The organism is Methylobacterium sp. J-088 (assembly GCF_022829295.1).
Taxonomy (GTDB): Bacteria; Pseudomonadota; Alphaproteobacteria; order Rhizobiales; family Beijerinckiaceae; genus Methylobacterium.
The window spans coordinates 21,621-40,183 of record NZ_JAKSYH010000017.1 but is presented as its reverse complement, the minus strand read 5'-3'; the positions used below and the strand labels follow the sequence as shown (position 1 = coordinate 40,183).

The 18,563-nt window shown below is 69.3% G+C and carries 23 protein-coding genes and 1 tRNA gene; 11 read left to right on the top strand and 13 right to left on the bottom strand.

The window, feature by feature from the left end:
• The first annotated feature begins 265 nt into the window (after positions 1–265).
• The 5 genes from MKK63_RS00995 to MKK63_RS00975 all read left to right on the top strand — a co-directional run bounded on the left by MKK63_RS00995 (position 266) and on the right by MKK63_RS00975 (position 4,650).
• Positions 266–616: a hypothetical protein gene (locus MKK63_RS00995; RefSeq protein ID WP_243997857.1), complete on the top strand. Its 351-nt coding sequence runs from the start codon at positions 266–268 to the stop codon at positions 614–616.
• 21 nt (positions 617–637) lie between these two features.
• On the top strand, positions 638–1,414 hold the full coding sequence (locus MKK63_RS00990; protein ID WP_243997855.1) for an enoyl-CoA hydratase-related protein: 777 nt from the start codon (positions 638–640) through the stop codon (positions 1,412–1,414).
• A complete protein-coding gene (locus MKK63_RS00985; protein WP_243997853.1) occupies positions 1,411–2,253 on the top strand; it encodes an SDR family NAD(P)-dependent oxidoreductase in 843 nt (280 codons plus the stop codon). The genes MKK63_RS00990 and MKK63_RS00985 overlap by 4 nt, the downstream gene beginning before the upstream one ends.
• Before the next feature lie 244 nt (positions 2,254–2,497).
• Positions 2,498–4,186, top strand: a complete 1,689-nt coding sequence (locus MKK63_RS00980; RefSeq protein WP_243997851.1) for a B12-binding domain-containing radical SAM protein — start codon at positions 2,498–2,500, stop codon at positions 4,184–4,186.
• A gap of 143 nt (positions 4,187–4,329) precedes the next feature.
• Complete coding sequence (locus MKK63_RS00975; protein ID WP_243997849.1) at positions 4,330–4,650, top strand: DMT family transporter; 321 nt, start codon at positions 4,330–4,332, stop codon at positions 4,648–4,650.
• A gap of 127 nt (positions 4,651–4,777) precedes the next feature.
• Here the strand turns inward: MKK63_RS00975 and MKK63_RS00970 are convergent, their stop codons facing one another.
• The 5 genes from MKK63_RS00970 to MKK63_RS00950 all read right to left on the bottom strand — a co-directional run bounded on the left by MKK63_RS00970 (position 4,778) and on the right by MKK63_RS00950 (position 10,166).
• Positions 4,778–6,463 (bottom strand): methyl-accepting chemotaxis protein, encoded by a 1,686-nt coding sequence (locus MKK63_RS00970; protein ID WP_243997847.1) that lies wholly within the window; start codon positions 6,461–6,463, stop codon positions 4,778–4,780.
• A gap of 95 nt (positions 6,464–6,558) precedes the next feature.
• Positions 6,559–7,563: a magnesium transporter CorA family protein gene (locus MKK63_RS00965; RefSeq protein WP_243997845.1), complete on the bottom strand. Its 1,005-nt coding sequence runs from the start codon at positions 7,561–7,563 to the stop codon at positions 6,559–6,561.
• Positions 7,564–7,831: 268 nt separating this feature from the next.
• Positions 7,832–8,104 (bottom strand): hypothetical protein, encoded by a 273-nt coding sequence (locus tag MKK63_RS00960; protein WP_243997843.1) that lies wholly within the window; start codon positions 8,102–8,104, stop codon positions 7,832–7,834.
• Positions 8,105–8,157: 53 nt separating this feature from the next.
• Positions 8,158–9,405, bottom strand: a complete 1,248-nt coding sequence (locus tag MKK63_RS00955; protein WP_243997841.1) for a class I SAM-dependent RNA methyltransferase — start codon at positions 9,403–9,405, stop codon at positions 8,158–8,160.
• Complete coding sequence (locus MKK63_RS00950; RefSeq protein ID WP_243997839.1) at positions 9,402–10,166, bottom strand: TlyA family RNA methyltransferase; 765 nt, start codon at positions 10,164–10,166, stop codon at positions 9,402–9,404. The genes MKK63_RS00955 and MKK63_RS00950 overlap by 4 nt, the downstream gene beginning before the upstream one ends.
• Before the next feature lie 109 nt (positions 10,167–10,275).
• Here MKK63_RS00950 and MKK63_RS00945 point away from each other — a divergent pair, with 109 nt between their 5' ends.
• A complete protein-coding gene (locus MKK63_RS00945) occupies positions 10,276–10,815 on the top strand; it encodes a superoxide dismutase family protein (RefSeq protein WP_243997838.1) in 540 nt (179 codons plus the stop codon).
• A gap of 67 nt (positions 10,816–10,882) precedes the next feature.
• On the opposite strand, the gene MKK63_RS00940 is transcribed toward MKK63_RS00945, so the two are convergent.
• The 6 genes from MKK63_RS00940 to MKK63_RS00915 all read right to left on the bottom strand — a co-directional run bounded on the left by MKK63_RS00940 (position 10,883) and on the right by MKK63_RS00915 (position 14,686).
• Complete coding sequence (locus MKK63_RS00940) at positions 10,883–11,350, bottom strand: acyl-CoA thioesterase (RefSeq protein ID WP_243997836.1); 468 nt, start codon at positions 11,348–11,350, stop codon at positions 10,883–10,885.
• A 26-nt stretch (positions 11,351–11,376) separates the two neighbouring features.
• Positions 11,377–11,514, bottom strand: a complete 138-nt coding sequence (locus MKK63_RS00935; protein WP_243997834.1) for a hypothetical protein — start codon at positions 11,512–11,514, stop codon at positions 11,377–11,379.
• 146 nt (positions 11,515–11,660) lie between these two features.
• On the bottom strand, positions 11,661–11,927 hold the full coding sequence (locus MKK63_RS00930; RefSeq protein ID WP_243997832.1) for a hypothetical protein: 267 nt from the start codon (positions 11,925–11,927) through the stop codon (positions 11,661–11,663).
• Between the two features lie 177 nt (positions 11,928–12,104).
• Positions 12,105–12,290, bottom strand: coding sequence for a YegP family protein (locus tag MKK63_RS00925; protein WP_243997830.1), 186 nt, complete (start codon positions 12,288–12,290; stop codon positions 12,105–12,107).
• A gap of 136 nt (positions 12,291–12,426) precedes the next feature.
• Positions 12,427–12,900, bottom strand: a complete 474-nt coding sequence (locus tag MKK63_RS00920) for an SRPBCC family protein (RefSeq protein WP_243997828.1) — start codon at positions 12,898–12,900, stop codon at positions 12,427–12,429.
• Positions 12,901–13,177: 277 nt separating this feature from the next.
• Positions 13,178–14,686, bottom strand: coding sequence for a DEAD/DEAH box helicase (locus tag MKK63_RS00915; protein WP_243997826.1), 1,509 nt, complete (start codon positions 14,684–14,686; stop codon positions 13,178–13,180).
• Positions 14,687–15,174: 488 nt separating this feature from the next.
• Here MKK63_RS00915 and MKK63_RS00910 point away from each other — a divergent pair, with 488 nt between their 5' ends.
• Both MKK63_RS00910 and MKK63_RS00905 read left to right on the top strand, forming a co-directional pair.
• Positions 15,175–15,720 (top strand): ComEA family DNA-binding protein, encoded by a 546-nt coding sequence (locus MKK63_RS00910; protein ID WP_243997824.1) that lies wholly within the window; start codon positions 15,175–15,177, stop codon positions 15,718–15,720.
• Between the two features lie 99 nt (positions 15,721–15,819).
• Positions 15,820–16,092: a hypothetical protein gene (locus MKK63_RS00905; protein ID WP_243997822.1), complete on the top strand. Its 273-nt coding sequence runs from the start codon at positions 15,820–15,822 to the stop codon at positions 16,090–16,092.
• Between the two features lie 246 nt (positions 16,093–16,338).
• Here the strand turns inward: MKK63_RS00905 and MKK63_RS00900 are convergent.
• Positions 16,339–16,423 (bottom strand) — tRNA-Leu (locus MKK63_RS00900).
• Positions 16,424–16,546: 123 nt separating this feature from the next.
• Positions 16,547–16,852: a FliM/FliN family flagellar motor switch protein gene (locus MKK63_RS00895; RefSeq protein ID WP_243997820.1), complete on the bottom strand. Its 306-nt coding sequence runs from the start codon at positions 16,850–16,852 to the stop codon at positions 16,547–16,549.
• 89 nt (positions 16,853–16,941) lie between these two features.
• On the opposite strand from MKK63_RS00895, the gene lipB reads away from it, so the two are divergent.
• The 3 genes from lipB to MKK63_RS00880 all read left to right on the top strand — a co-directional run bounded on the left by lipB (position 16,942) and on the right by MKK63_RS00880 (position 18,533).
• On the top strand, positions 16,942–17,673 hold the full coding sequence (gene lipB / locus MKK63_RS00890) for a lipoyl(octanoyl) transferase LipB (protein WP_243997818.1): 732 nt from the start codon (positions 16,942–16,944) through the stop codon (positions 17,671–17,673).
• A gap of 69 nt (positions 17,674–17,742) precedes the next feature.
• On the top strand, positions 17,743–18,198 hold the full coding sequence (locus MKK63_RS00885; protein WP_243997816.1) for a DUF4926 domain-containing protein: 456 nt from the start codon (positions 17,743–17,745) through the stop codon (positions 18,196–18,198).
• Positions 18,195–18,533 (top strand): DUF6883 domain-containing protein, encoded by a 339-nt coding sequence (locus MKK63_RS00880; protein ID WP_243997815.1) that lies wholly within the window; start codon positions 18,195–18,197, stop codon positions 18,531–18,533. Before MKK63_RS00885 ends, MKK63_RS00880 begins: the two co-directional genes overlap by 4 nt.
• Positions 18,534–18,563 lie beyond the last annotated feature (30 nt).

Here is an 18,563-nt window from a genome sequence, read left to right as displayed (position 1 = left end):
AAAGCGCAGCGACCCTCTGGGCCAATCGATGCCCAAAACGCCTCCCAGCCTTGTGAGTCGTGTACCGTGCGCGCTGCGATCGGGCACGGCTCTCAACCCTTGTTGTGACGCGCTTTCCTCCGCCGAACCGGTGTCCACTTCTGCGGAGAGCGCTCTAGCTCCGCCCTGCGGCACGATGTTCAATGCCCGCGATTCGTCCCCGGCGGGGCCGTGGCCGCTCGGCCGTGAGAGACGATCGGGTCGGGAAACCGACAGGGGGTTGGGCATGAATTTCGACAAGCAGCGGCGTCTCGTCGAGCGCTTGCTGGAGCGGACGCGCGCGGGGGAGCTGATCTGGCAGGAGAGTATCCGGCCGGACGTGTTCCAGGCGGCCTTCCAGAACAGCAGCGTGCAGATCAAGTCGGTCGATGACGGGCGCTTCACCGAGTTCCACGTGTCGATCACCGATTCCATCGGCCGGGTCGTCGACGATTTCGGGCGCGACCTGCTCGATCGCGACAGCCCGCGTCAGCCCGGGTCGTGGTCGCGCGTCCTGGAGGAGCTCTACGCCCTGGCGCGTCGGAGCGCCCTGAAGGCGGATGACGCGATCGACAGTATACTGGCCGAAATCGAGTAGGGATTGGATCCGGACGCCGCCATGCAGACGATCATCATCAGCGATCTGGAGGGCGGCGTCCGCGTGATCACCCTGAACCGCCCGGACAAGAAGAACGCGCTCACGGGCGCCATGTACGATTCCATGCGCGAGGCGCTGGCCGCGGCCGACGCGTCGGAGGCGATCGGCGCCGTGGTCTTCGCCGGGCAGCCCGGCATGTTCAGCGCCGGCAACGATCTCGCCGACTTCATGGGGAATGCCGGGGACAATGCCGAGGACGGGTTCAGCGCCTCGCCGGCGCTGGCCTTCATCCGGCAGCTCGCCCGCACGCGCACCCCGATGGTGGCGGCGGTGGACGGGATCGCGGTGGGAATCGGCGCGACGCTCTGTCTGCATTGCGACCTCGTCTATGCCAGCCCCGCGGCGCGGCTGCGCATGCCTTTCGTGGAACTCGGCCTCGTGCCGGAGGCGGCGTCGAGCTACCTGCTGCCCCTGCGGGTCGGCCGGCTCCGGGCCACCGAGTTGCTGCTCCTGTCCCGGCCGCTGGAGGCCGACGAGGCGCAGGCGCTCGGCCTCGTCAACGCGGTGCTGCCGGCCGACATGCTGGTGGAGCAGGCGATCGCCCAGGCGACCAAGCTGGCCGCCCTGCCGCGCGGGGCGCTCGCCGCCTCCCGGGCGCTGATCCGGGGCGATCAGGCCCAGATCGAGGCGGCCGTGGAGGCGGAGGCCAAGGCGTTCGATGCGCAGTTGCGCTCGCCCGAATCCCAGGAGCGGCTCGCCGCCTTCCTGTCGCGGTCGAAGCCCGCGACCTCGACGTGAGCGCGCCCGATCTGTCTCAAAAGATCTGTCTGGTTGCGGGCGCGTCGCGGGGCGTCGGCCGGGGGCTCGCCCGGGCGCTCGGTGAGGCAGGGGCTACCGTGATCGTCACCGCCCGTTCCAGTGAAACCGGCGCCCGCACCGAGATGCGGTCGGAATCGATCGAGGATACCGCCCGCATGGTCGATGAGGCCGGTGGGCGCGGCCATCACTACCTCTGCGACCACCGCTCCGAGCGCGCCACCGATGCCATGATGCACTGGGCGCTCCGCCGCTTCGGGCGGATCGACGTGGCGGCCTGCAGCGTCTGGGGCGGCAACGAGGGGTACGACGGGGAACGCTATCCGGACGGCGCCGGCTGGGGCACGCCGTTCTGGCGCCGCTCCGCCGAGCCCTATCTCGGCTTCCTCGAAGCCGGTCCTTTGCCGGCTCTGCTTCTGGCCCGAGCCGTAGCTCCCGCCATGGTGGCGGCGCGCTCCGGCCTGATCGCGTTGGTCTCGTTCGGGACCGAGGAATACCTCGGCGATATCTTCTACGATTCGGCCAAGGCCGCCACCAACAGGCTGGCCCTGGCCTTCGCGCGGGAACTCGCCCCGCATGGCGTCACGGCGCTCGGCCTTTCGCCGGGCTTCGTCGCCACCGAGCGGGCGCGCGATCTCGGACAGGACGGGCACGCCACGGAAGGTCCGCTCTATGCCGGCCGGGCGCTCGCCGCACTCGCCGCCGACCCCGACATCGCGCGGCGGGCGGGCGCGGTGCTGCATGCGGGCGACCTCGCCCGGATCTACGGCTTCACCGACGCGGACGGCACGCAGCCGGAGCGATTCCGGATCGAACCCTGATCAGCCGCGCGCCGGGTGTGTCGCCGAAAGAGCGCGATTCCCGAAGAAGATGAGGAAATCCACCGCCGCAGCGCGTCGAGGTGGAGCACTCGCTGCTCGTGGAGGGGCGTCCTTTGCGACTCGGCGCTCCGGATTGTTGCGGCAGCGAAAAACGGCCTCAATTCGCCCGCAAGTGAGGATCGCGCCTGTGCCTACCCCGATTCCTCCCGGAGCCGGGCCGCGCGCATGAACGAGGGAAACCAGCATGTCGGAAGCGAACACGGCCCCGCGCGTGCTGATGGTGTTCCCGAAGTTCTACGAAAACTCCATGTGGAATTTCAAAGAGGCGATGGAGATCCAGGGCGCCCGCGCCCCGGCGCCGCCGCTCGGCCTGATCACGCTGGCCGCGATGCTGCCGCCGGCCTGGCAGGTGACACTGGTCAATCGCAACTGCGAAGACCTGACGGACGCTCAGATCCAGGCGGCCGACCTCGTGATGACCGGCGGCATGCTGCCCCAGGAACCGGACTGCCTCGTCGTCATCGACAAGTGCGTGGCCCTCGGCACCCCGGTCTGCGTCGGCGGCCCCGCGCCGACCTCGACGCCGGAGGTCTACGACAAGGCGGATTTCCTCGTGCTGGGCGAGGCCGAGGGCATCCTCGACAAGTTCGTGGCCGCCTGGGAATCGGGTGAGCGCCGCGGCCGGCTCACGGCGGAGAAATTCAAGGCCGACGTCACCAAGAGCCCGATCCCCCGCTTCGACCTGCTGACCTTCAGCCATTATCTCTACATCGGCGTCCAGTTCTCGCGCGGTTGCCCGTTCACCTGCGAGTTCTGCGACATCATCGAGCTCTATGGCCGCGCCCCGCGCACCAAGACCACGCCGCAGATGCTGGCCGAGCTCGACCGGCTCTACAGCCTCGGCCACCGGGGCCATGTCGATTTCGTCGACGACAACCTGATCGGCAACAAGAAGGCGATCAAGCTGTTCCTCCCGCACCTGATCCAATGGCAGGCGGATCACGGCTACCCGTTCAAGTTCTCCACCGAGGCCTCGCTCAACCTCGCGGACGACGACGAGCTGCTCGGGATGATGCGGGACGCGAACTTCTTCGCCCTGTTCACCGGGATCGAGACGCCCGACGAGGCGACCCTGATCCAGACCCAGAAGAAGCAGAACACCAAGCGCTCGATCGCCGACAGCGTCCACAAGCTGTACGAGAACGGGATGTTCGTCACCGCCGGCTTCATCGTCGGCTTCGACACCGAGCAGGACAGCATCTCCAAGGCGATGTCGCTCTGCATCAGCCAGACCGGCATCCCGATCGCCATGGTCGGCCTGCTCTTCGCGCTGCCGAACACGCAGCTCTCGCGGCGCCTGCGCAAGGAGGGCCGGCTCTACGAGAATTACGCGCACACCACCGCCGACCAGGGCGATCAGTGCACGCAGGGGCTCAACTTCGTCACCCTGCGCCCGCAGCGCGACGTGCTGGCCGATTACCGGGACGTCCTGCAGGAGGTCTACGACCCGAAGAACTTCTTCGACCGGGTGCGGGTCGTGGCGCGGCGGGTCAAGCGGCCGAAATTCGCAGCCCAGAAACTCAACTGGCGCCACGTCGTCCACGATCTCTACTCGCTGCTGCGGGTGTGCTGGCGGATGACCGTGCGCCGGCCGGAACTCGCCAAGCACTTCTGGAGCGTGTTCCTGGAGACCGCCCGCCATAACCCGGCCGCCCTGGAGGCGGTGGTCACCAACATGGTGATCTACCTGCACGTCTATCCGTTCTCGCGCTACGTCATCCGCGAGATCAACGGCCGGATCACCGAACTCGACGCCGGCCGCTGGGTGCAGCCGCCGGTGCTGGCTCCGGAAGCCGAAAGCTGCGGCAAGGCCGCGCCGGTGGGCAAGGTGGTGGCGAAGGCCGAGGTGAAGCACCTCGCCGCGGTGGCGTGACGGGGATCGGCTCGGGTGGGATCCCCGCGCCGCCCTTGCAGCCGGTCCGCGTGAACCTTAGCTGACGTCGCGCGAGGCCACGTCCTCCCCCCGTCCAGCGGGGCACAAGCCCGGGACGGCCCGGCCCTTTCAGGAGGGCCGCCTTGGCCTGGATCTATCTCGTCACCGCGGGCATCCTCGAAGTCGTCTGGGCCTTCGCGATGAAGCAGTCGGACGGCTTCACGCGCCTCGGGCCGACCGCGATCACGGCCGTCGCGATGGCCGCCAGCGTCGGCTTCCTGGCGCTCGCCCTGCGCACGCTTCCGCTCGGAACCGCCTACACGATCTGGACCGGCATCGGCGCCGTCGGCGCGTTCCTGGTCGGCATCACCGTGCTCGGCGAGGAGGCGGGTGCCGCACGGATGCTGGCGGCCGGCCTGATCGGTTCCGGGCTCGTGCTGATGAAGCTGTCGAGCCCGGGCTAGCGCGGTCTCCGCCGAAGCGGCCACCGGTTCGGCGTCAGAGAGCGCGTCGAAACAAAGGCCCTGGCTCCTTCATCCCGAGAAGCAGCCTCCGGCTTTCGGGATGATGCACAATGCCGAGCGGGAAGCCTCAGGCGGCCCGCACGGTCGTCAGGAAGGTGTCGATCTCCCGGCGCAGCTCGGTGGATTGCTCGGACAGGCTTGCCGCCGAGGTGAGCATGCGGGTGGCGGCCGTGCCGGTCTCGTCGGCGGCCTGCGCCACTGCGTCGATCGTGCCGGTGACCGCGCCCGTGCCGATGGCCGCCTCCGCGACGTTGCGGGCGATCTCCCGGGTCGCCGCCCCCTGCTCCTCCACGGCGGCCGCGATCGAGGTCGCCACGCCGTCAATCTCGCGGATCCGCGCCGCGATGCCGTCGATGGCGTTGACGGTCTGACCGGTCGCCCCCTGGATGCGGCCGACCTGCCCGGCGATTTCTCCCGTGGCCTTGGCGGTCTGCTCGGCGAGTTGCTTCACCTCGGCGGCCACCACCGCGAAACCCTTGCCGGCCGCGCCGGCCCGGGCCGCCTCGATCGTGGCATTCAACGCCAGCAGATTCGTCTGCCCGGCGATGTCGGTGATGAGCCGCACCACGTCGCCGATCCGTCCCGCCGCCGCGCTCAACTCCTGCACGAGGTTGGCCGTCTGGCCGGCCTGCACCACCGCGCCCCGGGCCAGTTCGGCGGAGCCGTCCACCTGGCGGCTGATCTCCTGGACCGAGGCGCCGAGTTCCTCGGCGGCCGCCGCCACGGTACCGACATGCTGGGCCGCCTCCTGCGCGGCGCCCGCCACCGTCGCCGACCGCTCGGCCGTGTGCGTGGCCGTGCGCGACATCGTCTCCGCATCGGCGCGCAGACCGCGTGCCGCGTCCGAGACCCGCGCGAGCACGCCGCCGACCGCAGCCTCGAAGGTGTCCGCCATGGCGTGGACGGCGTGGCGGCGCTGGGTTTCGGCATCCTGGCGGGCGAGGGCGGTGTCACGCTCCAGTGCCCGGCTGCGGATCAGGTTGTCCTTGAACACCTGGACGGCAGCCGCCATGGCGCCGATCTCGTCGCGGCGGCCTGTATGGGGAACCGCTACGGTCTCGTCGCCCTCGGCCAGCCGTCCCATCGCACCGGTCATGCGCGCGATCGGCCGGGCGATTCCGAAGATTGCGAACAGCAATGCGGCGGCGGCGACCGCAAGGCCGACCACGGTGGCCGCCACGGCGACGAGCTTGGCGCGGGTCGCTTCCCGGGCGGTCTCGGCGACGTTGGCCTCCGTCTGCGCGCGGGCCGAGGCGATCGCTTCCGTGAGGCTCGCCACGGCCTCGTCGTTGCGCGCCCCGGTTGCGGGATCCAGCACAAGCGCGAGGGCTCCGGGCTGGTCGCCCGCGATCATCAGCTCGACCACTTGCAGCTGGACGTTCTGGTAGGCGTTCCAGGCCGTGGTGAAGCGCTCGTAGATCGCCCGGTCGCGGGGCGCCGTGAGGCGGTCCTGGAAGGCTTGGCGCAGGCCCGAGAGCGACCCGAGCGTATCGGTGAGGGCGGTCTGGTTCTTGTCCAGGGCTGTCGCGTCGGGGGACGCCACCGCGAGCCTGTAGAGACTCAGCCGCGCGTCCCGGACGGCCGTCCCGATGGCCTCGGCTTGGTTCTGCGTCGGCAGCGCCTGCTGTGAGACCGCCGTCGCGTTCTGTTCGATCTCGGACAGGAACGCGACACTGGCGACTCCCTGGCCGGCCGCGGCGAGCGCCAGCAGGGCGATCGCGCCGGAGAGAACCGTCTTGAGGGAGATACGCATGAAAATGTCCGTCTTCGCGGCGGTGCCGCGCCTTCAGGCCACGTATTCTCCGATAAAAATCTTAATCCTTTTTCGTTTTGAAACCGGAATTATCTCTACAGCCACTTCTTCCAGCGGAAGAAAAAGTACGGAAATACCGCGGCCACCACCATCATGACCAGGGCCATCGGGTATCCGAACGGCAAATCCAGTTCCGGAATGGACTTGAAGTTCATGCCGTAGATCGACGCGATCAGGGTCGGCGGCATGAAGACGACCGCCATGACCGAGAACAGCTTGATGATGTTGTTCTGCTCAAGGTTGACGAGACCGAGGGTCGCGTCGAGCAGGAACTGAATTTTGTTGTTCAGGAAGGTCGCGTGCTCCTCCAGGGATTGAAGATCCCGCAGGGTCGAGCGGACATCCTCCCGCAGATCGCGCGGGGCCTTGTTGGTTCGGTACGTCGCCGAGAGCGCGAGCAGGATACGCTCCATCGAGACGAGGCTCTCGCGTTGCTTCGAGATCAGGTCGCCGTGCCGGCCCAGCGCGCGCAACGTGTCCTGAAGGGCGGTGTTGCGGGCGGAAGGATCATCCTGCACCTCGAAGATCTTGCCCGAGAGGCGGTCGATCCGCTCGCCCTGGAGCTGGAGCACGTCGGCGGCCCGGTCGATCACCGCCTCGATCAGACCGGCCAGGATGGTCTCGCCGGAGGGTGCGGAGGCGCTGCCGTTGCCCATCGTGCGGCCAGCGCGCTGCGTATACATCCGGAAGGCCTGCGGCTCCTCGTGGCGCACCGTCACGAGGCGGTTGCCCCGCAGGATGAAGGTGATGCCGGCGAGCCCCGGCTCCTCGGAATCGCTCACCTTCGAGAGCACCCGCCCGGTCATGTAGCGGGCGCCCTCCTCGACGTAGAGCAGTTCGGACGGCTCGATGTCCTTCATCTCCTCGCGGGTCGGCACCTCGATGCCCGCGAAGGCCTCGACCTTCATCTCCTCCTCGCGGCTCGGCCGGATCAGATCGAGCCAGACGGTATCCTCGGGAATCGGATCCTGGAGGTTGATGATGCGGCGTTCAAGCAGCGCGGATCCGGCGCCGACGGCGGGCTGGTGGATGAAGATCACGAACAGGTCTCGGGTGCAGGACGATCACGGGACAGCGCTGGGTTTTATCCGCATCCGGCACGGCGACTCCCGGCGCAAGCTGCGCTGGGGGTGTGACGGTGTTTTCTGACGCTTCCGTGACATCGCGGTCGGGCCTGCCGACCGCAGGCTGGTCTCCGGTGCAGAGCCGGCGGCATCCGCCCGCGGGGCACACTTGGCGAAAGGACGTGCACCGGTGGTCGGGCGCCGCGTGGTCCGCCGCCGAATCTATCCGACCCTGGCGACCGGCCTAATTGCAGCCGTCGCAGATGCTGTCGTCGATCTTGTCGGTCAGGGCCCGCTCGCGCCGCTTCTCCTGGCGGGACGGAACCTCACCGGGGCCCATCGAGGTGCCCGGCGGCTTGGTGACGCCGTACCGGTTGGTGTTCGGCGCCGTGATCGTCGAGGCGGGGCCGCCGCCGGTGCCGGTCTGGTCCGGGGCAACGGTCTGTGCGGCCAGCGAGCCCGGCAGGGCCAGGCTCAGGGCGGCGAGCGCCAGCGGGCGCAGGGATCCTCGGGGCATGGAAAATCTCCAATCGCCGAGAGAACGTGAGAATCCCTTGCAGGTTGCGTCGCTCACCGTCGCTGCGCCGCGCGCCGGAACACGCCAACCATCTCGACATGCCCCGCGTGGCGGAACTGGTCGACCGGCGTGACCGATTCCAGCCGGTAACCGCCGGCCACCAGCGTGGCGGCGTCGCGGGCGAAAGTGCCGGCGTCGCAGGCGATGCCGATCACCAGCGGCACCTGCGCGGCGGCGAGCTGACGGGCTTGGGCCTCCGCGCCGGCCCGGGGCGGATCGAACACCACGGCGTCGAAGGCGCCGAGCTCGAGGGGCAGCAGCGGGCGGCGGAACAGGTCGCGCCGCTCGGTGGTGATCCGCTTCAGGCCCGTCGCGGCCCGGAAGGCTCGGTCGAGACCGGCCAGCGCCGCCGCGTCTGACTCAACGGCGTGGACCGCAGCGCGCCCGGCCATCGCCAGGCTGAGCGGCCCACAGCCGGCGAACAGATCCGCGACCTTGCGGACACGGCCCCCAAGGGCCGCGAGCGTCAGCTCGATGAGGACAGCCTGTCCCGCGGCGGTCGCCTGAAGAAACCCGCCGGGCGAGGGATAGAGGCGCGTGCCGCCGTCGGTCACCGAGACCGGTTCGGCCTCCATCAGACGTTCGCCGTGGAGCGACAGCCGGGCGAGGCCGAGTTCGCCCGCGACCCGCACCAGGGCGGCACCGACACCGGCGCTCACCGGTCCGTGGCCGCGCAGGTCGACGTCGAGACCCTGGTCGGTGGCGGTGACGGCCACGTCGAGGGGCTTGCGGCCATGGCCGAGGGGGGCGGCGAGGCGGCGCGCCACGTCGGGCGCCGGGTGCAGCGCCGGAACCGTGATCGGACAATGGTCGATCGGCACCAGTTCGTGGCTGCGCGCCGCCATCAGGCCTGCCTCGGCGCGACCCTCGACCGCCCGGACATGGAGCGTGAGCCTCCGCCGTCCGGCGCCATGAGCGTCGATGGCCGGCTCGGGCGTAACGCCGAGCCCGGCTTGCGAGAGGGCCTGGGCGACGAGGCCCCGCTTCCACGCAAGTTCGGCCGGCCGCGCGAGGTGCTGGGTGCGGCAACCGCCGCAGCGCATCACGTAGGGGCAGAAGGGCTCGACGCGGTCGGCCGAGGCCTGCTCGACGTCGAGCAGCTCGGCGCGGCGCCCCTCGCGCCGGATCGCGACGCGCTCGCCCGGCAGCGCATAGGCAACGAGGGTCCCGTCCTCCGCGATGCCGTCGCCGCGGGCACCGAGATCGCGGATCGTGATGGTCTCGCTTATCGTTTCACTCACGCCAACCTCGCGCCGATCAGGAACTCGGCATTGCCGTCGCCGCCGGTCACCGGCGAGGCGATCTGGCCCAGGATCGCGGCGCCGAGCCGCTCCAATTCGGCGCGCACGGCCGCGCAGACCTCCGCGTGGACGGCCGGATCGCGCACCAGGCCGCCCCGGCCGATCCGGTCGCGACCGGCCTCGAATTGCGGCTTGATCAGCGCGACGAGTCCCGAGCCCGGCGCCAGGAGGGCCGGGAGCACCGGCAGCACGAGGCGCAGGCCGATGAAGCTGACATCGACGCTCGCAAAGTCCGGGCGCGGCGCCAGAGCGGCGGGATCGAGGCTGCGGATATCGGTGCCCTCGCGGTTCGCCACCCGGGGATCGGCCCGGAGCCGCGGATGGAGCTGTCCCCGGCCGACATCGACCGCATGGACGTAGCGCGCGCCCCGGGTGAGCAGCACGTCGGTAAAGCCGCCGGTCGAAGCACCGACATCGAGGGCGACGCACCCCGCCGGATCGAGGCCGAACGCGTCCACGGCCGCGGCCAGCTTGAGGCCCCCGCGCGAGGCGTAAGGGTGCTCGGGCGTGGATTCGATCCGTGCCCCGGGTTCGATCGCCTCCGAGGCACGCGCGAGCGGCCGGCCATCGACGCGCACCAGCCCGGCGCGGATCGCGGCCTGTGCCCGGGCCCGGCTCTCGAAGTGGCCGTGCTCCACCAGGAACAGGTCGGCACGGCGCGCCGCCGTGGTGCGCTCCGGTATGGTCCGGTCTGAGGTCATCAAGGCTTCGTGCGGTCCCGGCAGATCTGCGGCATAGGTTCCCCCGCGCGGCCCTGTCGATGGCGAGCGCGCTCCCTAACTAGACCGGGCCTGACAGGAGAGCCACCGCATGATTCGTACCCTGCCGCTGCTCGCAGCGCTCGCGACCGTCGCCGCGGGCGCTGCCCACGCCCAGGAGCCGCCGAAGGAGGCCGCCAAGGCCGCTGAGACCTTTTCGGCGCCGATCAAGAACGCCAAGGGCGACACGATCGGTTCTCTGGCGATCCGCGACGGTGCCAATGCCCTCGTGCTGCGCGTCGCCCTTCAGGCCGGCGCCCTGTCGCCCGGCTGGCACGGCCTGCACTTCCACGCCGTCGGCGATTGCTCCGACCCGAAGTTCATGAACTCCAAGGTGCATGTGAACCACGACCAGAGCAAGCACGGCCTGCTCAACCCGGACGGGCCCGACGAGGGCGACCTGCCGAACCTCTACGTGGCGCAGGACGGCTCGGCCAACGCCGAGGTCTGGAGCGAGACGCCGCTCAACGGCGAGGGCGGCCTGAAGGACGGAGACGGCTCGGCGCTGATCATCCACGCCAACGAGGACGACCACACCAGCCAGCCGATCGGCGGCGCCGGAGACCGGGTCGCCTGCGCGGTGATCAAGTAGCCGTCCAAATCCCCGGCCGGTCGCAGGTGTTCATCGCAAAACCGGCGGCCACTTTGGCGAAACCTGCTCAGGTGGCTGCCTGGGGCGAGGGGACCTCCGGCGGAATCGGCCGGGGTCGGCCCGCCTCGTCGATCGCCACGAAGGTGAGGGTGGCCTGCGTCACCCGCTCGCGGACCTGGGTGCAGAAGCGTCGCGCCCAGGCCTCGACCTCGATCTTCATCGAGGTCCGGCCGACATGAGAAACCCGGGTGTAGACGCACAGTACGTCGCCGACCCGGACCGGCCGGATGAAGGTCATGGCATCGAGCGCCACGGTCACGACCCGGCCCTGCGCCCGGTCGACTCCCGCGATACCGCCGGCCTGATCCATCTGCGACAGGACCCAGCCGCCGAAGATGTCGCCGTTGGCGTTGGTGTCGGCCGGCATCGCGATGGTGCGGACTGTCAGGTCGCCCTTTGGTTGGTCGTCTTTGGGCAGATCGGTCTCCGGGGGCGGCGCCACGCTCGCGGCCGATGAGATCCCGACGTGCTGCATGCCGACCACCCGTTCATCGCGCGCCGTCAGGAGAGAAGGCCGGCGAGCTTGAGCCCCGCCGCCAGCAGGATGGCGGCCGCGCTCAGGATGCATTCGAGCGGGATCGATTGCCAGAGGTCCGGTGACGCCGCGGTAGGCTCGGAGCTTTGAGCAACATCGTTCATCGGGCATCCTCCCGGGCCGGCCGATCTGTCGTCGTCGGTCCCGTCTTCGGCATCATATCGCATGGCCTCTTCATGCGCAGCCCGACTCACGGCATGAAAAACCCGGCGGCTTGGGGAGTCGCCGGGTCGGTCAGGCTGGAATCAGCTCAGTAGTAGAACCGGCGGCGGTAATAGGGACGGCGCCAGTAGGGCCGCGGGCCGTAGAACCGGCGACGGTAGTAGGGGCGGCGGTAGAAGGGCCGCGGACCGTAGAAGCGACGACGGTAGTAGTACTGGGCCTTCTCGGCCACTGCCGGCGCGGCATCGGCCGGCAGGGCGAGCCCCGGGCCGATCGGCGCGGCGGACGCGCCCTCTGGCGCTGCGGCCGCGAAGCCCAGCACCAGCAGGGCCGCGAGCAGGAATTTCCTCAGCACGGTCTCGACTCCCTTTGTGTGATTGCGTCTCCGACGACGAACCGCACGGGAAGCGAGAACCCACCGCCCGGTCCGAAACGCTGCAACGCGTGGGCGAGGTGAAGCGTTGCAGCGTAACCACTGCTGAGTGTCCGACAGGGTTGATCCCGGGTTGAGAACCCCCTGGGACGCGCCGGTTCAGGCGATCTTCGTGGTCATGTCCTCCATGCGCGCCTCGGCGCTCTGCCGCACGAGGGCGATGCCGTGCTCGCAATCCTCGCGACGAACGTAGCCCTCACCGGACTCGGCGATCACCTCGCCGTTGCGCGCCCGCAGGCGCCAGCGCCACTCGCCCTTCGCATCCCGATAGAGTTCGAACCGCATGGTGCAGGCTCCCTGACAATCCGCCCGCTGAGATGGGTTGCCGAATCAGGAAGGGAAGGCGCCCACCCCGAGGGCGGGCGCCGGTCGTCATCAGCGGGAGAACGGTGCCGTTGTCCCGCATTGGCTTGGAGACCGCTTACTTCGCCTTGTCGGCGATGCCCTTCAGGCCGGCCTCGTAGACGCCGGCGATGGCCTCCTTGGCCTTGTCGTCCGGAGCGCCCTTGGCCTTGAACGTACCCGTCCACGTCACCTTGGAGCCGCTGCCGGCCTTCGCCACCGTGATGGTCGAGTGGTAGTCGGTCACGGGCAGCGGGCCTTCCAGGATCGTGTAGGTGTAGTCCATCTTCTTGTCGCTGCGGGACTCTTCCTCCTCGACGATCGTCCCGCCGCCCTTCAGGTTGAGCGTACGGACGTCTTTGCCGCCCTTCTTGGACAGGGCGCATTTCTCGATCACCGGATGCCAATCGCCGATCCCGCAGAATCCGCCGATCGTCTTCCACACCGCCTCGGGCGCAGCCGCGACATCGACGGACTTCGTGACTTCAAGGGCAAGAGCCGGCGAGAGCGACGCCACGACGAGGGCGGCGGCCGGGACAAGAATCCTCAGCATGAGGCGTTTTCTCCGATCATTGGTTTGCCGGCTCTAGGGCCGGCTCGCTCAATTAGCGCGCGTTCGCGCTGCTACGAGATCAACCCCTGAGGGCTCACGAAGGTGTGAGCACACGAAAAACCGCCCGGGACGGTCCCGTCCCGGGCGGCTGTGCTGTCTTACCGTGTGCCACGCCCGACTGCGTTGCGGTCCGGTACGGCTCCAATGCTCTGACGTAGAGCGCGCGCCGCTGAACCGATATCCGGTTCGGCGGCAAGCGCTCGAAGTCGTGGCTGGTTCAGGAGCGGGGCGACCGCTCCAGCCAACCGATGTTGCGACCCTCACCACCGCCGCCGCCGCTGCGCGGGCGGGCATCCGCCCGCTGGGGCCGGCTATCGCGGCTCGGACGACCCTGGTTCGGGCGCTGCTCGCCCTGCGGCCGGGCCTCGCGGCCCTGCGGAGCCGGGCCACGGCCCTCCTGCGGCCGGCCCTGCCGGGGGGCGGCACCCTGGCCGCCGAAGCCGCGTCCGCCCTCGGGGCGTCCCTGCTGGGGACGGCCCTGCTGCTGCCGGGGCCGCTGGCCCGGGCGGCCGCCACCCGGACGCTGCTGCTGCCGCTCGGGCCGGCGCTCCTCCTCGCGGGCGATCTCGGCCGCTTCCTGGCGGGACGGCGGGTTGAAGCCCTCGGGGAAGCCCGCCACCGGCACCTTCTGGCGCGTGATGCGCTCGATGTCCCGTAGATAGGCCTTCTCCTCGTCGTTGCAGAACGAGATGGCGAGCCCGTCCGCACCGGCGCGGGCGGTCCGCCCGATCCGGTGGACGTAGCTCTCCGGCACGTTCGGCAGGTCGAAGTTGATGACGTGGCTCACGCCGTCGACGTCGATGCCGCGGGCCGCGATGTCGGTGGCCACCAGCACGCGGCAATCGCCGTCGCGGAAGGCCTGGAGCGCCCGCTCACGCTGGGGCTGGCTCTTGTTGCCATGGATTGCGGCGGCCGCGATGCCGACCTTGTCGAGGCCGCGCACAACGCGGTCCGCCCCGTGCTTGGTGCGCGTGAAGACCAGCACGCGCTCGATCGCCGGATCGCGCAGGATGTGTCCGAGCAGCGCCTGCTTGGCGCCGGTATGGACGAAGATCACCTGCTGATCGACCCGCTCGGCCGTGGTGGCGACCGGCGTCACCGCGACCTGGACCGGGTCGGTGAGGTACTGGCTCGCGAGACCTGCGATGTTCTTCGGCATGGTGGCCGAGAAGAACAGGCTCTGGCGCTTCTGCGGCAGCATCTTCACGATGCGCTTGAGGGCGTGGATGAAGCCGAGATCGAGCATCTGGTCGGCCTCGTCGAGGACGAGGATCTCGACGCCTTCCAGCGTCAGCGAGCGGCGCTCGATCAGGTCGATCAGGCGGCCCGGGGTGGCGACGAGGATGTCGACGCCCGGCGCCAGCGCCCGCTCCTGACGGCTGATGGTGACGCCGCCGAACACCACCGTGTTGGTGAACGACAGGTGCCGGCCGTAATCCGAGAAGGATTCGGCGATCTGGTTGGCGAGCTCGCGGGTCGGCGAGAGCACCAGCACCCGGCAGCCGCGGCGCGGGGCGCGGCGGTCCGAGAGGGCGAGGCGGTGCAGGATCGGCAGCGCGAAGGCCGCGGTCTTGCCAGTGCCGGTCTGGGCGATACCGCAGAGGTCGCGGCCCGTCATGGCCGGCGGGATTGCCTGGGCCTGGATCGGGGTCGGCGTGACGTAGCCGGCTTCGCTGAGCGCCCGCAGCACGGGCTGGGCGAGGCCAAAATCGGTGAATTGGGTCAAGGATGTATCCGATGCAGCAGGGCCGGCCGGGCGCCGCGCGTTCCGCGCGAGAAATGCCGTGTTGAGGCCGGTCCGTTGGCAGGGGGCAGCCCGCGTGATGGGGCGGCCCGGGTGCATGCACGTTATGAAGAGGGGGGCCGGATCACGCCGCGATGGCGCAGGATCCGTCACGCAGCCCCCTCAAGCGGGCCATGGCGGCCGCTGACGCTGCAACGCCGATATGACGGTGTGCAGCTGCGAAGTCAATGTCGCGCGGCACGAGCCGCCGCATGGCACCGCCCCCTGCTGTGCAAGGCTCGACAGGCCACCGTCTTGCGCAATCCGTCCCTGGGGACAGCGTTGGCTCGCCAGAGGACGGTTCAACGCGACTCGAACGAACCTTGAATTGCCCCGCGCGATCCGTGAGGAAGCGCGGATGGTATCGCGGGCCCGGGGACAAGCATCGGGCCGGCCGAAGAGGGGGGCGAATGATCCGATCTGTTCTGTCCGTGAGCGCCGGTCTGGCGGTGATCGCAATCGTCTTGGCATCCCTGTGGATCGGGTATGGCCCACGCCCTCAGGGTGGGCCGGACAAGCGGACCTCCGCGGTGATTCCCCTGTCGCAACAGCAGCGAACCACCGTGGACGCCAAGGGACAATCCATCCGGACCATCACGCCGGGATCGTCGGCCGGTCCCGGGATGGCGGCAACGGCGCCCCCGGCATCATCCCCGTCCGCTGCTGCTCCGGCCAGCCCGGCGCCTGGTGCCTTGGCCGATCTCGGCTCTCCCGCGCGGCAATCCGACGGTGTGTCCACCACGGGTTTGAGGACGGAGCCGGCCCCGGGAGAGGCTCGGGACCCCTCCGACTCGCCAGGTGGGAGCGTCGATCTCAACACGGCGTCGGTCGAGCAGTTGAACGCGCTCGGGGCCGGTATGATCGGCCGGCGGATCATCGAGTTCCGTCCCTACGCCTCCCCCGATGAGCTCCTGACGCGCCGTGTCTTGAAACGCGCCGATTACGACACGATCAAAAACGCGATTACTGCCCGATAGCCCCCCAAGTGGACTGACGAAGTGAACAGGCGTCCATCGCGGACGTTGGTGCACGGATCACGCACAAGACGTGATCGTGGAACGCTCGAGGAGTCTGCCATGCGAAAGACCGCACTGATCGCGGCTGTCGGCCTGTTGTCGATGGGGACCGCCAGCTTGGCCGCCGAAAATGCCGGTGGTGCGGGCGTGCCCGGAACAACGCCCCGCATGCAGGGCTCGCCCAATGCCGCGGGCTTCGGCAAGGCGGAGACCACCGGGACAGCCGGCGCGACCACGCCGGACACCACCGCCACCCAGGACGGCAAGATGAAGGGCCCGCCGAACGCATCAGGGTTCCAGCACGGCGCGTCCGGCCAGCCATCGGGCCGCTGAGCTTCTGCGGGCGGGGTCGATTGTCGGCTGCCGCCTCGCAGCGCCGCACTGTCCCACGGCACGATGCTGTGGGTGTTCATCGGAGGCCGGGCTCGGACTGGAGATCAGCTGCGGACCGCCGAAAGGTCCCCGTAGCGAGAGTCAGTCCGGCAAGTGGTACGTCTGTCGGTGATTGTGCGGGACCGCCCCTAGGGCTCCGGTCACGTCGTTCGGCGCCGATCTTGTCTCTATCAGGAGAGAGAAGATTGGTGCGGCCAAGAGGACTCGAACCTCCACCCCTCGCGGGACTAGCACCTCAAGCTAGCGCGTCTACCAATTCCGCCATGGCCGCATCGGACGCGACGATCCGTGTCCGCTCGCTCGACAAGAGCCGCCCTCGGGAGATCCCGGAGGCCGATACGTTGTCGGCGGCGCAGCGGATAACAGATCGATCCGCCGCCGACAAGCGCTTCACTCACGCTGACTCGTACCCTGTCTCCAGAAACGAGGCCGCACCGTCACCGATGCTGGCACCCGGCTCCACGATCGAGGCCGCCTTGCGGATCAGCTCCGTCACCTCGACGGAGATGCGGTCACCGGTCACCACAATCTGCCCGCGGGCGACCGGATGGTCGTTGGCCAGGATCTCGACCATGTCGCTGTCGCTGGCGTCCAGCTCGATCACGGCGCCGCGGCCCATGCGCAGCAGCATGTGCAGCGGCATGCGGGTGCGGCCGAGCACCACCGTCAGATCGACCTTCAGCGTCTCGAAGACCGCCACTGCCCGCCATCCCGTTTCGTGGCCAAGACCTTGCAACCGCCGGCCGCGGATGTTGAAGGCTTCGACCATCGACGCAGGATGGTGAACCATTGGTAAACGCGCCCCGCCTCGCGGTCAGCCCGCATGCCTTCCCAAACGCGCCCGGCTCCGGCCCGGTGGGCTGGCGCGTCAGCGATGCGCCCGTGGGCTACGAGGCGGCCGTCGCCTGGATGGAGGCGCGCGCGGAGGCCATCGCCCGCGGCACGGCACCCGAATGTGTCTGGCTGCTGGAGCATCCGCCGCTCTACACGGCCGGAACGTCGGCCCGGCCGGAGGATCTGGTGGCGCCCGACCGGTTCCCGGTCCACGCGACGGGGCGGGGCGGGCAGTACACCTATCACGGCCCCGGCCAGCGCGTGGCCTACGTGATGCTCGACCTCGACCGCCGCAGCCGCGATCTCCGCGCCTACGTGGCGAGCCTGGAGGCGTGGCTGATCGCGACGCTCGCGGCCTTCAACGTCCGTGCCGAGCGCCGGGAGGACCGGGTCGGCGTCTGGGTGCGCCGCCCCGAGAAGGGGCCGGAGGTCGAGGACAAGATCGCGGCGATCGGCATCCGGGTGCGCCGTTGGGTGAGTTTTCATGGGATCAGCCTGAACGTCGAGCCGGACCTCGCGCATTTCGACGGGATCGTGCCCTGCGGGGTCCGCCTGCACGGCGTGACGAGCCTCGTCGATCTCGGTCGGCCGGTGAGCATGGCCGAGGTGGACATGCAGCTCCGGGCGGCGTTCGAGGAGATCTTTGGGGTGACCGCGATGGAGCCTATGATCGAGGGGAATCTGTAGGCCTGTCTCGGCCGAGCTGGCGTGCACGGCGCGACCATCGTGTATCGTATCGCCACGGAGAGGTAGCCCATGCGCTCGACGAAGTACGCGGATGAAATCGCCAGCGCGGACGAGGGCGGCGCGCGAATCGAGCGGCTCAGGATCAGGTCCACGGGGGCCGCCGAGATTCGCTTCTCGTGGTGGAAGAACGGTCGTTTCCAGCCGCGGCCGTTGGACCTGCCCGAGGATGACCTTCTCCGCCTTCTGCGGAAGGCCATCGATGAAGGCGTGTTCTCCGAGATTTTCGTCGGACATCTCCGGCAAATGCTCGGTACCGGGACTTCTCCGGCGATCCCGGAACACAGCATGGTCACGCTATCCGGTGCCCTGACCCTAAAGGATGGGCGAACGCTGCCGGAGGGCGCCCGCGGAGCGATCGTGTTCGTCCACGGCGATGGTGAGGCCTACGAGGTAGAATTCATCGCGCCTTTCCATGCCGTGACGACGGTCCCGGCCTCAAGCTTATCCCGGGCCCCGGCTGCATGAGCGATGACGTTCCACCCCGCATCGTGCCGTCGGCCAAGCTCACCGATTACCTGCTCCGCCCCGATCATCCCGTTGGCGGTTCCAAGGCGGCATTCTTCCAGGCCTTCGGCTTCTCAGCCGCGCATCTGGATATCGTCACGGCAGCCCTCGTCGCCCATCCGGATCATAATCCCGTGGCCGAGACGGAGCGTAGCCGCTGGGGTACGAAATACGTCGTCCGCTGCCGCATCCGGACGCCGGATGGCCGTGACCCCTGTGTCCTGACCGTTTGGATCGTTCCGCCGAACCAGACCGATGCCCGCTTGGTGACCGCCTATCCCGATGAGGGGTCCTGACGCGGTCGCTCGACGCGGCCTTTCATCTCA

Coding starts and splice junctions, on each gene's coding strand:
- MKK63_RS00995 (WP_243997857.1), top strand. CDS start 266: ATGAATTTCGACAAGCAGCGGCGTCTCGTCGAGCGCTTGCTGGAGCGG.
- MKK63_RS00990 (WP_243997855.1), top strand. CDS start 638: ATGCAGACGATCATCATCAGCGATCTGGAGGGCGGCGTCCGCGTGATC.
- MKK63_RS00980 (WP_243997851.1), top strand. CDS start 2,498: ATGTCGGAAGCGAACACGGCCCCGCGCGTGCTGATGGTGTTCCCGAAG.
- MKK63_RS00970 (WP_243997847.1), bottom strand. CDS start 6,463: ATGCGTATCTCCCTCAAGACGGTTCTCTCCGGCGCGATCGCCCTGCTG.
- MKK63_RS00960 (WP_243997843.1), bottom strand. CDS start 8,104: ATGCCCCGAGGATCCCTGCGCCCGCTGGCGCTCGCCGCCCTGAGCCTG.
- MKK63_RS00950 (WP_243997839.1), bottom strand. CDS start 10,166: ATGACCTCAGACCGGACCATACCGGAGCGCACCACGGCGGCGCGCCGT.
- MKK63_RS00945 (WP_243997838.1), top strand. CDS start 10,276: ATGATTCGTACCCTGCCGCTGCTCGCAGCGCTCGCGACCGTCGCCGCG.
- MKK63_RS00940 (WP_243997836.1), bottom strand. CDS start 11,350: ATGCAGCACGTCGGGATCTCATCGGCCGCGAGCGTGGCGCCGCCCCCG.
- MKK63_RS00935 (WP_243997834.1), bottom strand. CDS start 11,514: ATGAACGATGTTGCTCAAAGCTCCGAGCCTACCGCGGCGTCACCGGAC.
- MKK63_RS00925 (WP_243997830.1), bottom strand. CDS start 12,290: ATGCGGTTCGAACTCTATCGGGATGCGAAGGGCGAGTGGCGCTGGCGC.
- MKK63_RS00920 (WP_243997828.1), bottom strand. CDS start 12,900: ATGCTGAGGATTCTTGTCCCGGCCGCCGCCCTCGTCGTGGCGTCGCTC.
- MKK63_RS00905 (WP_243997822.1), top strand. CDS start 15,820: ATGCGAAAGACCGCACTGATCGCGGCTGTCGGCCTGTTGTCGATGGGG.
- MKK63_RS00885 (WP_243997816.1), top strand. CDS start 17,743: ATGCGCTCGACGAAGTACGCGGATGAAATCGCCAGCGCGGACGAGGGC.
- MKK63_RS00880 (WP_243997815.1), top strand. CDS start 18,195: ATGAGCGATGACGTTCCACCCCGCATCGTGCCGTCGGCCAAGCTCACC.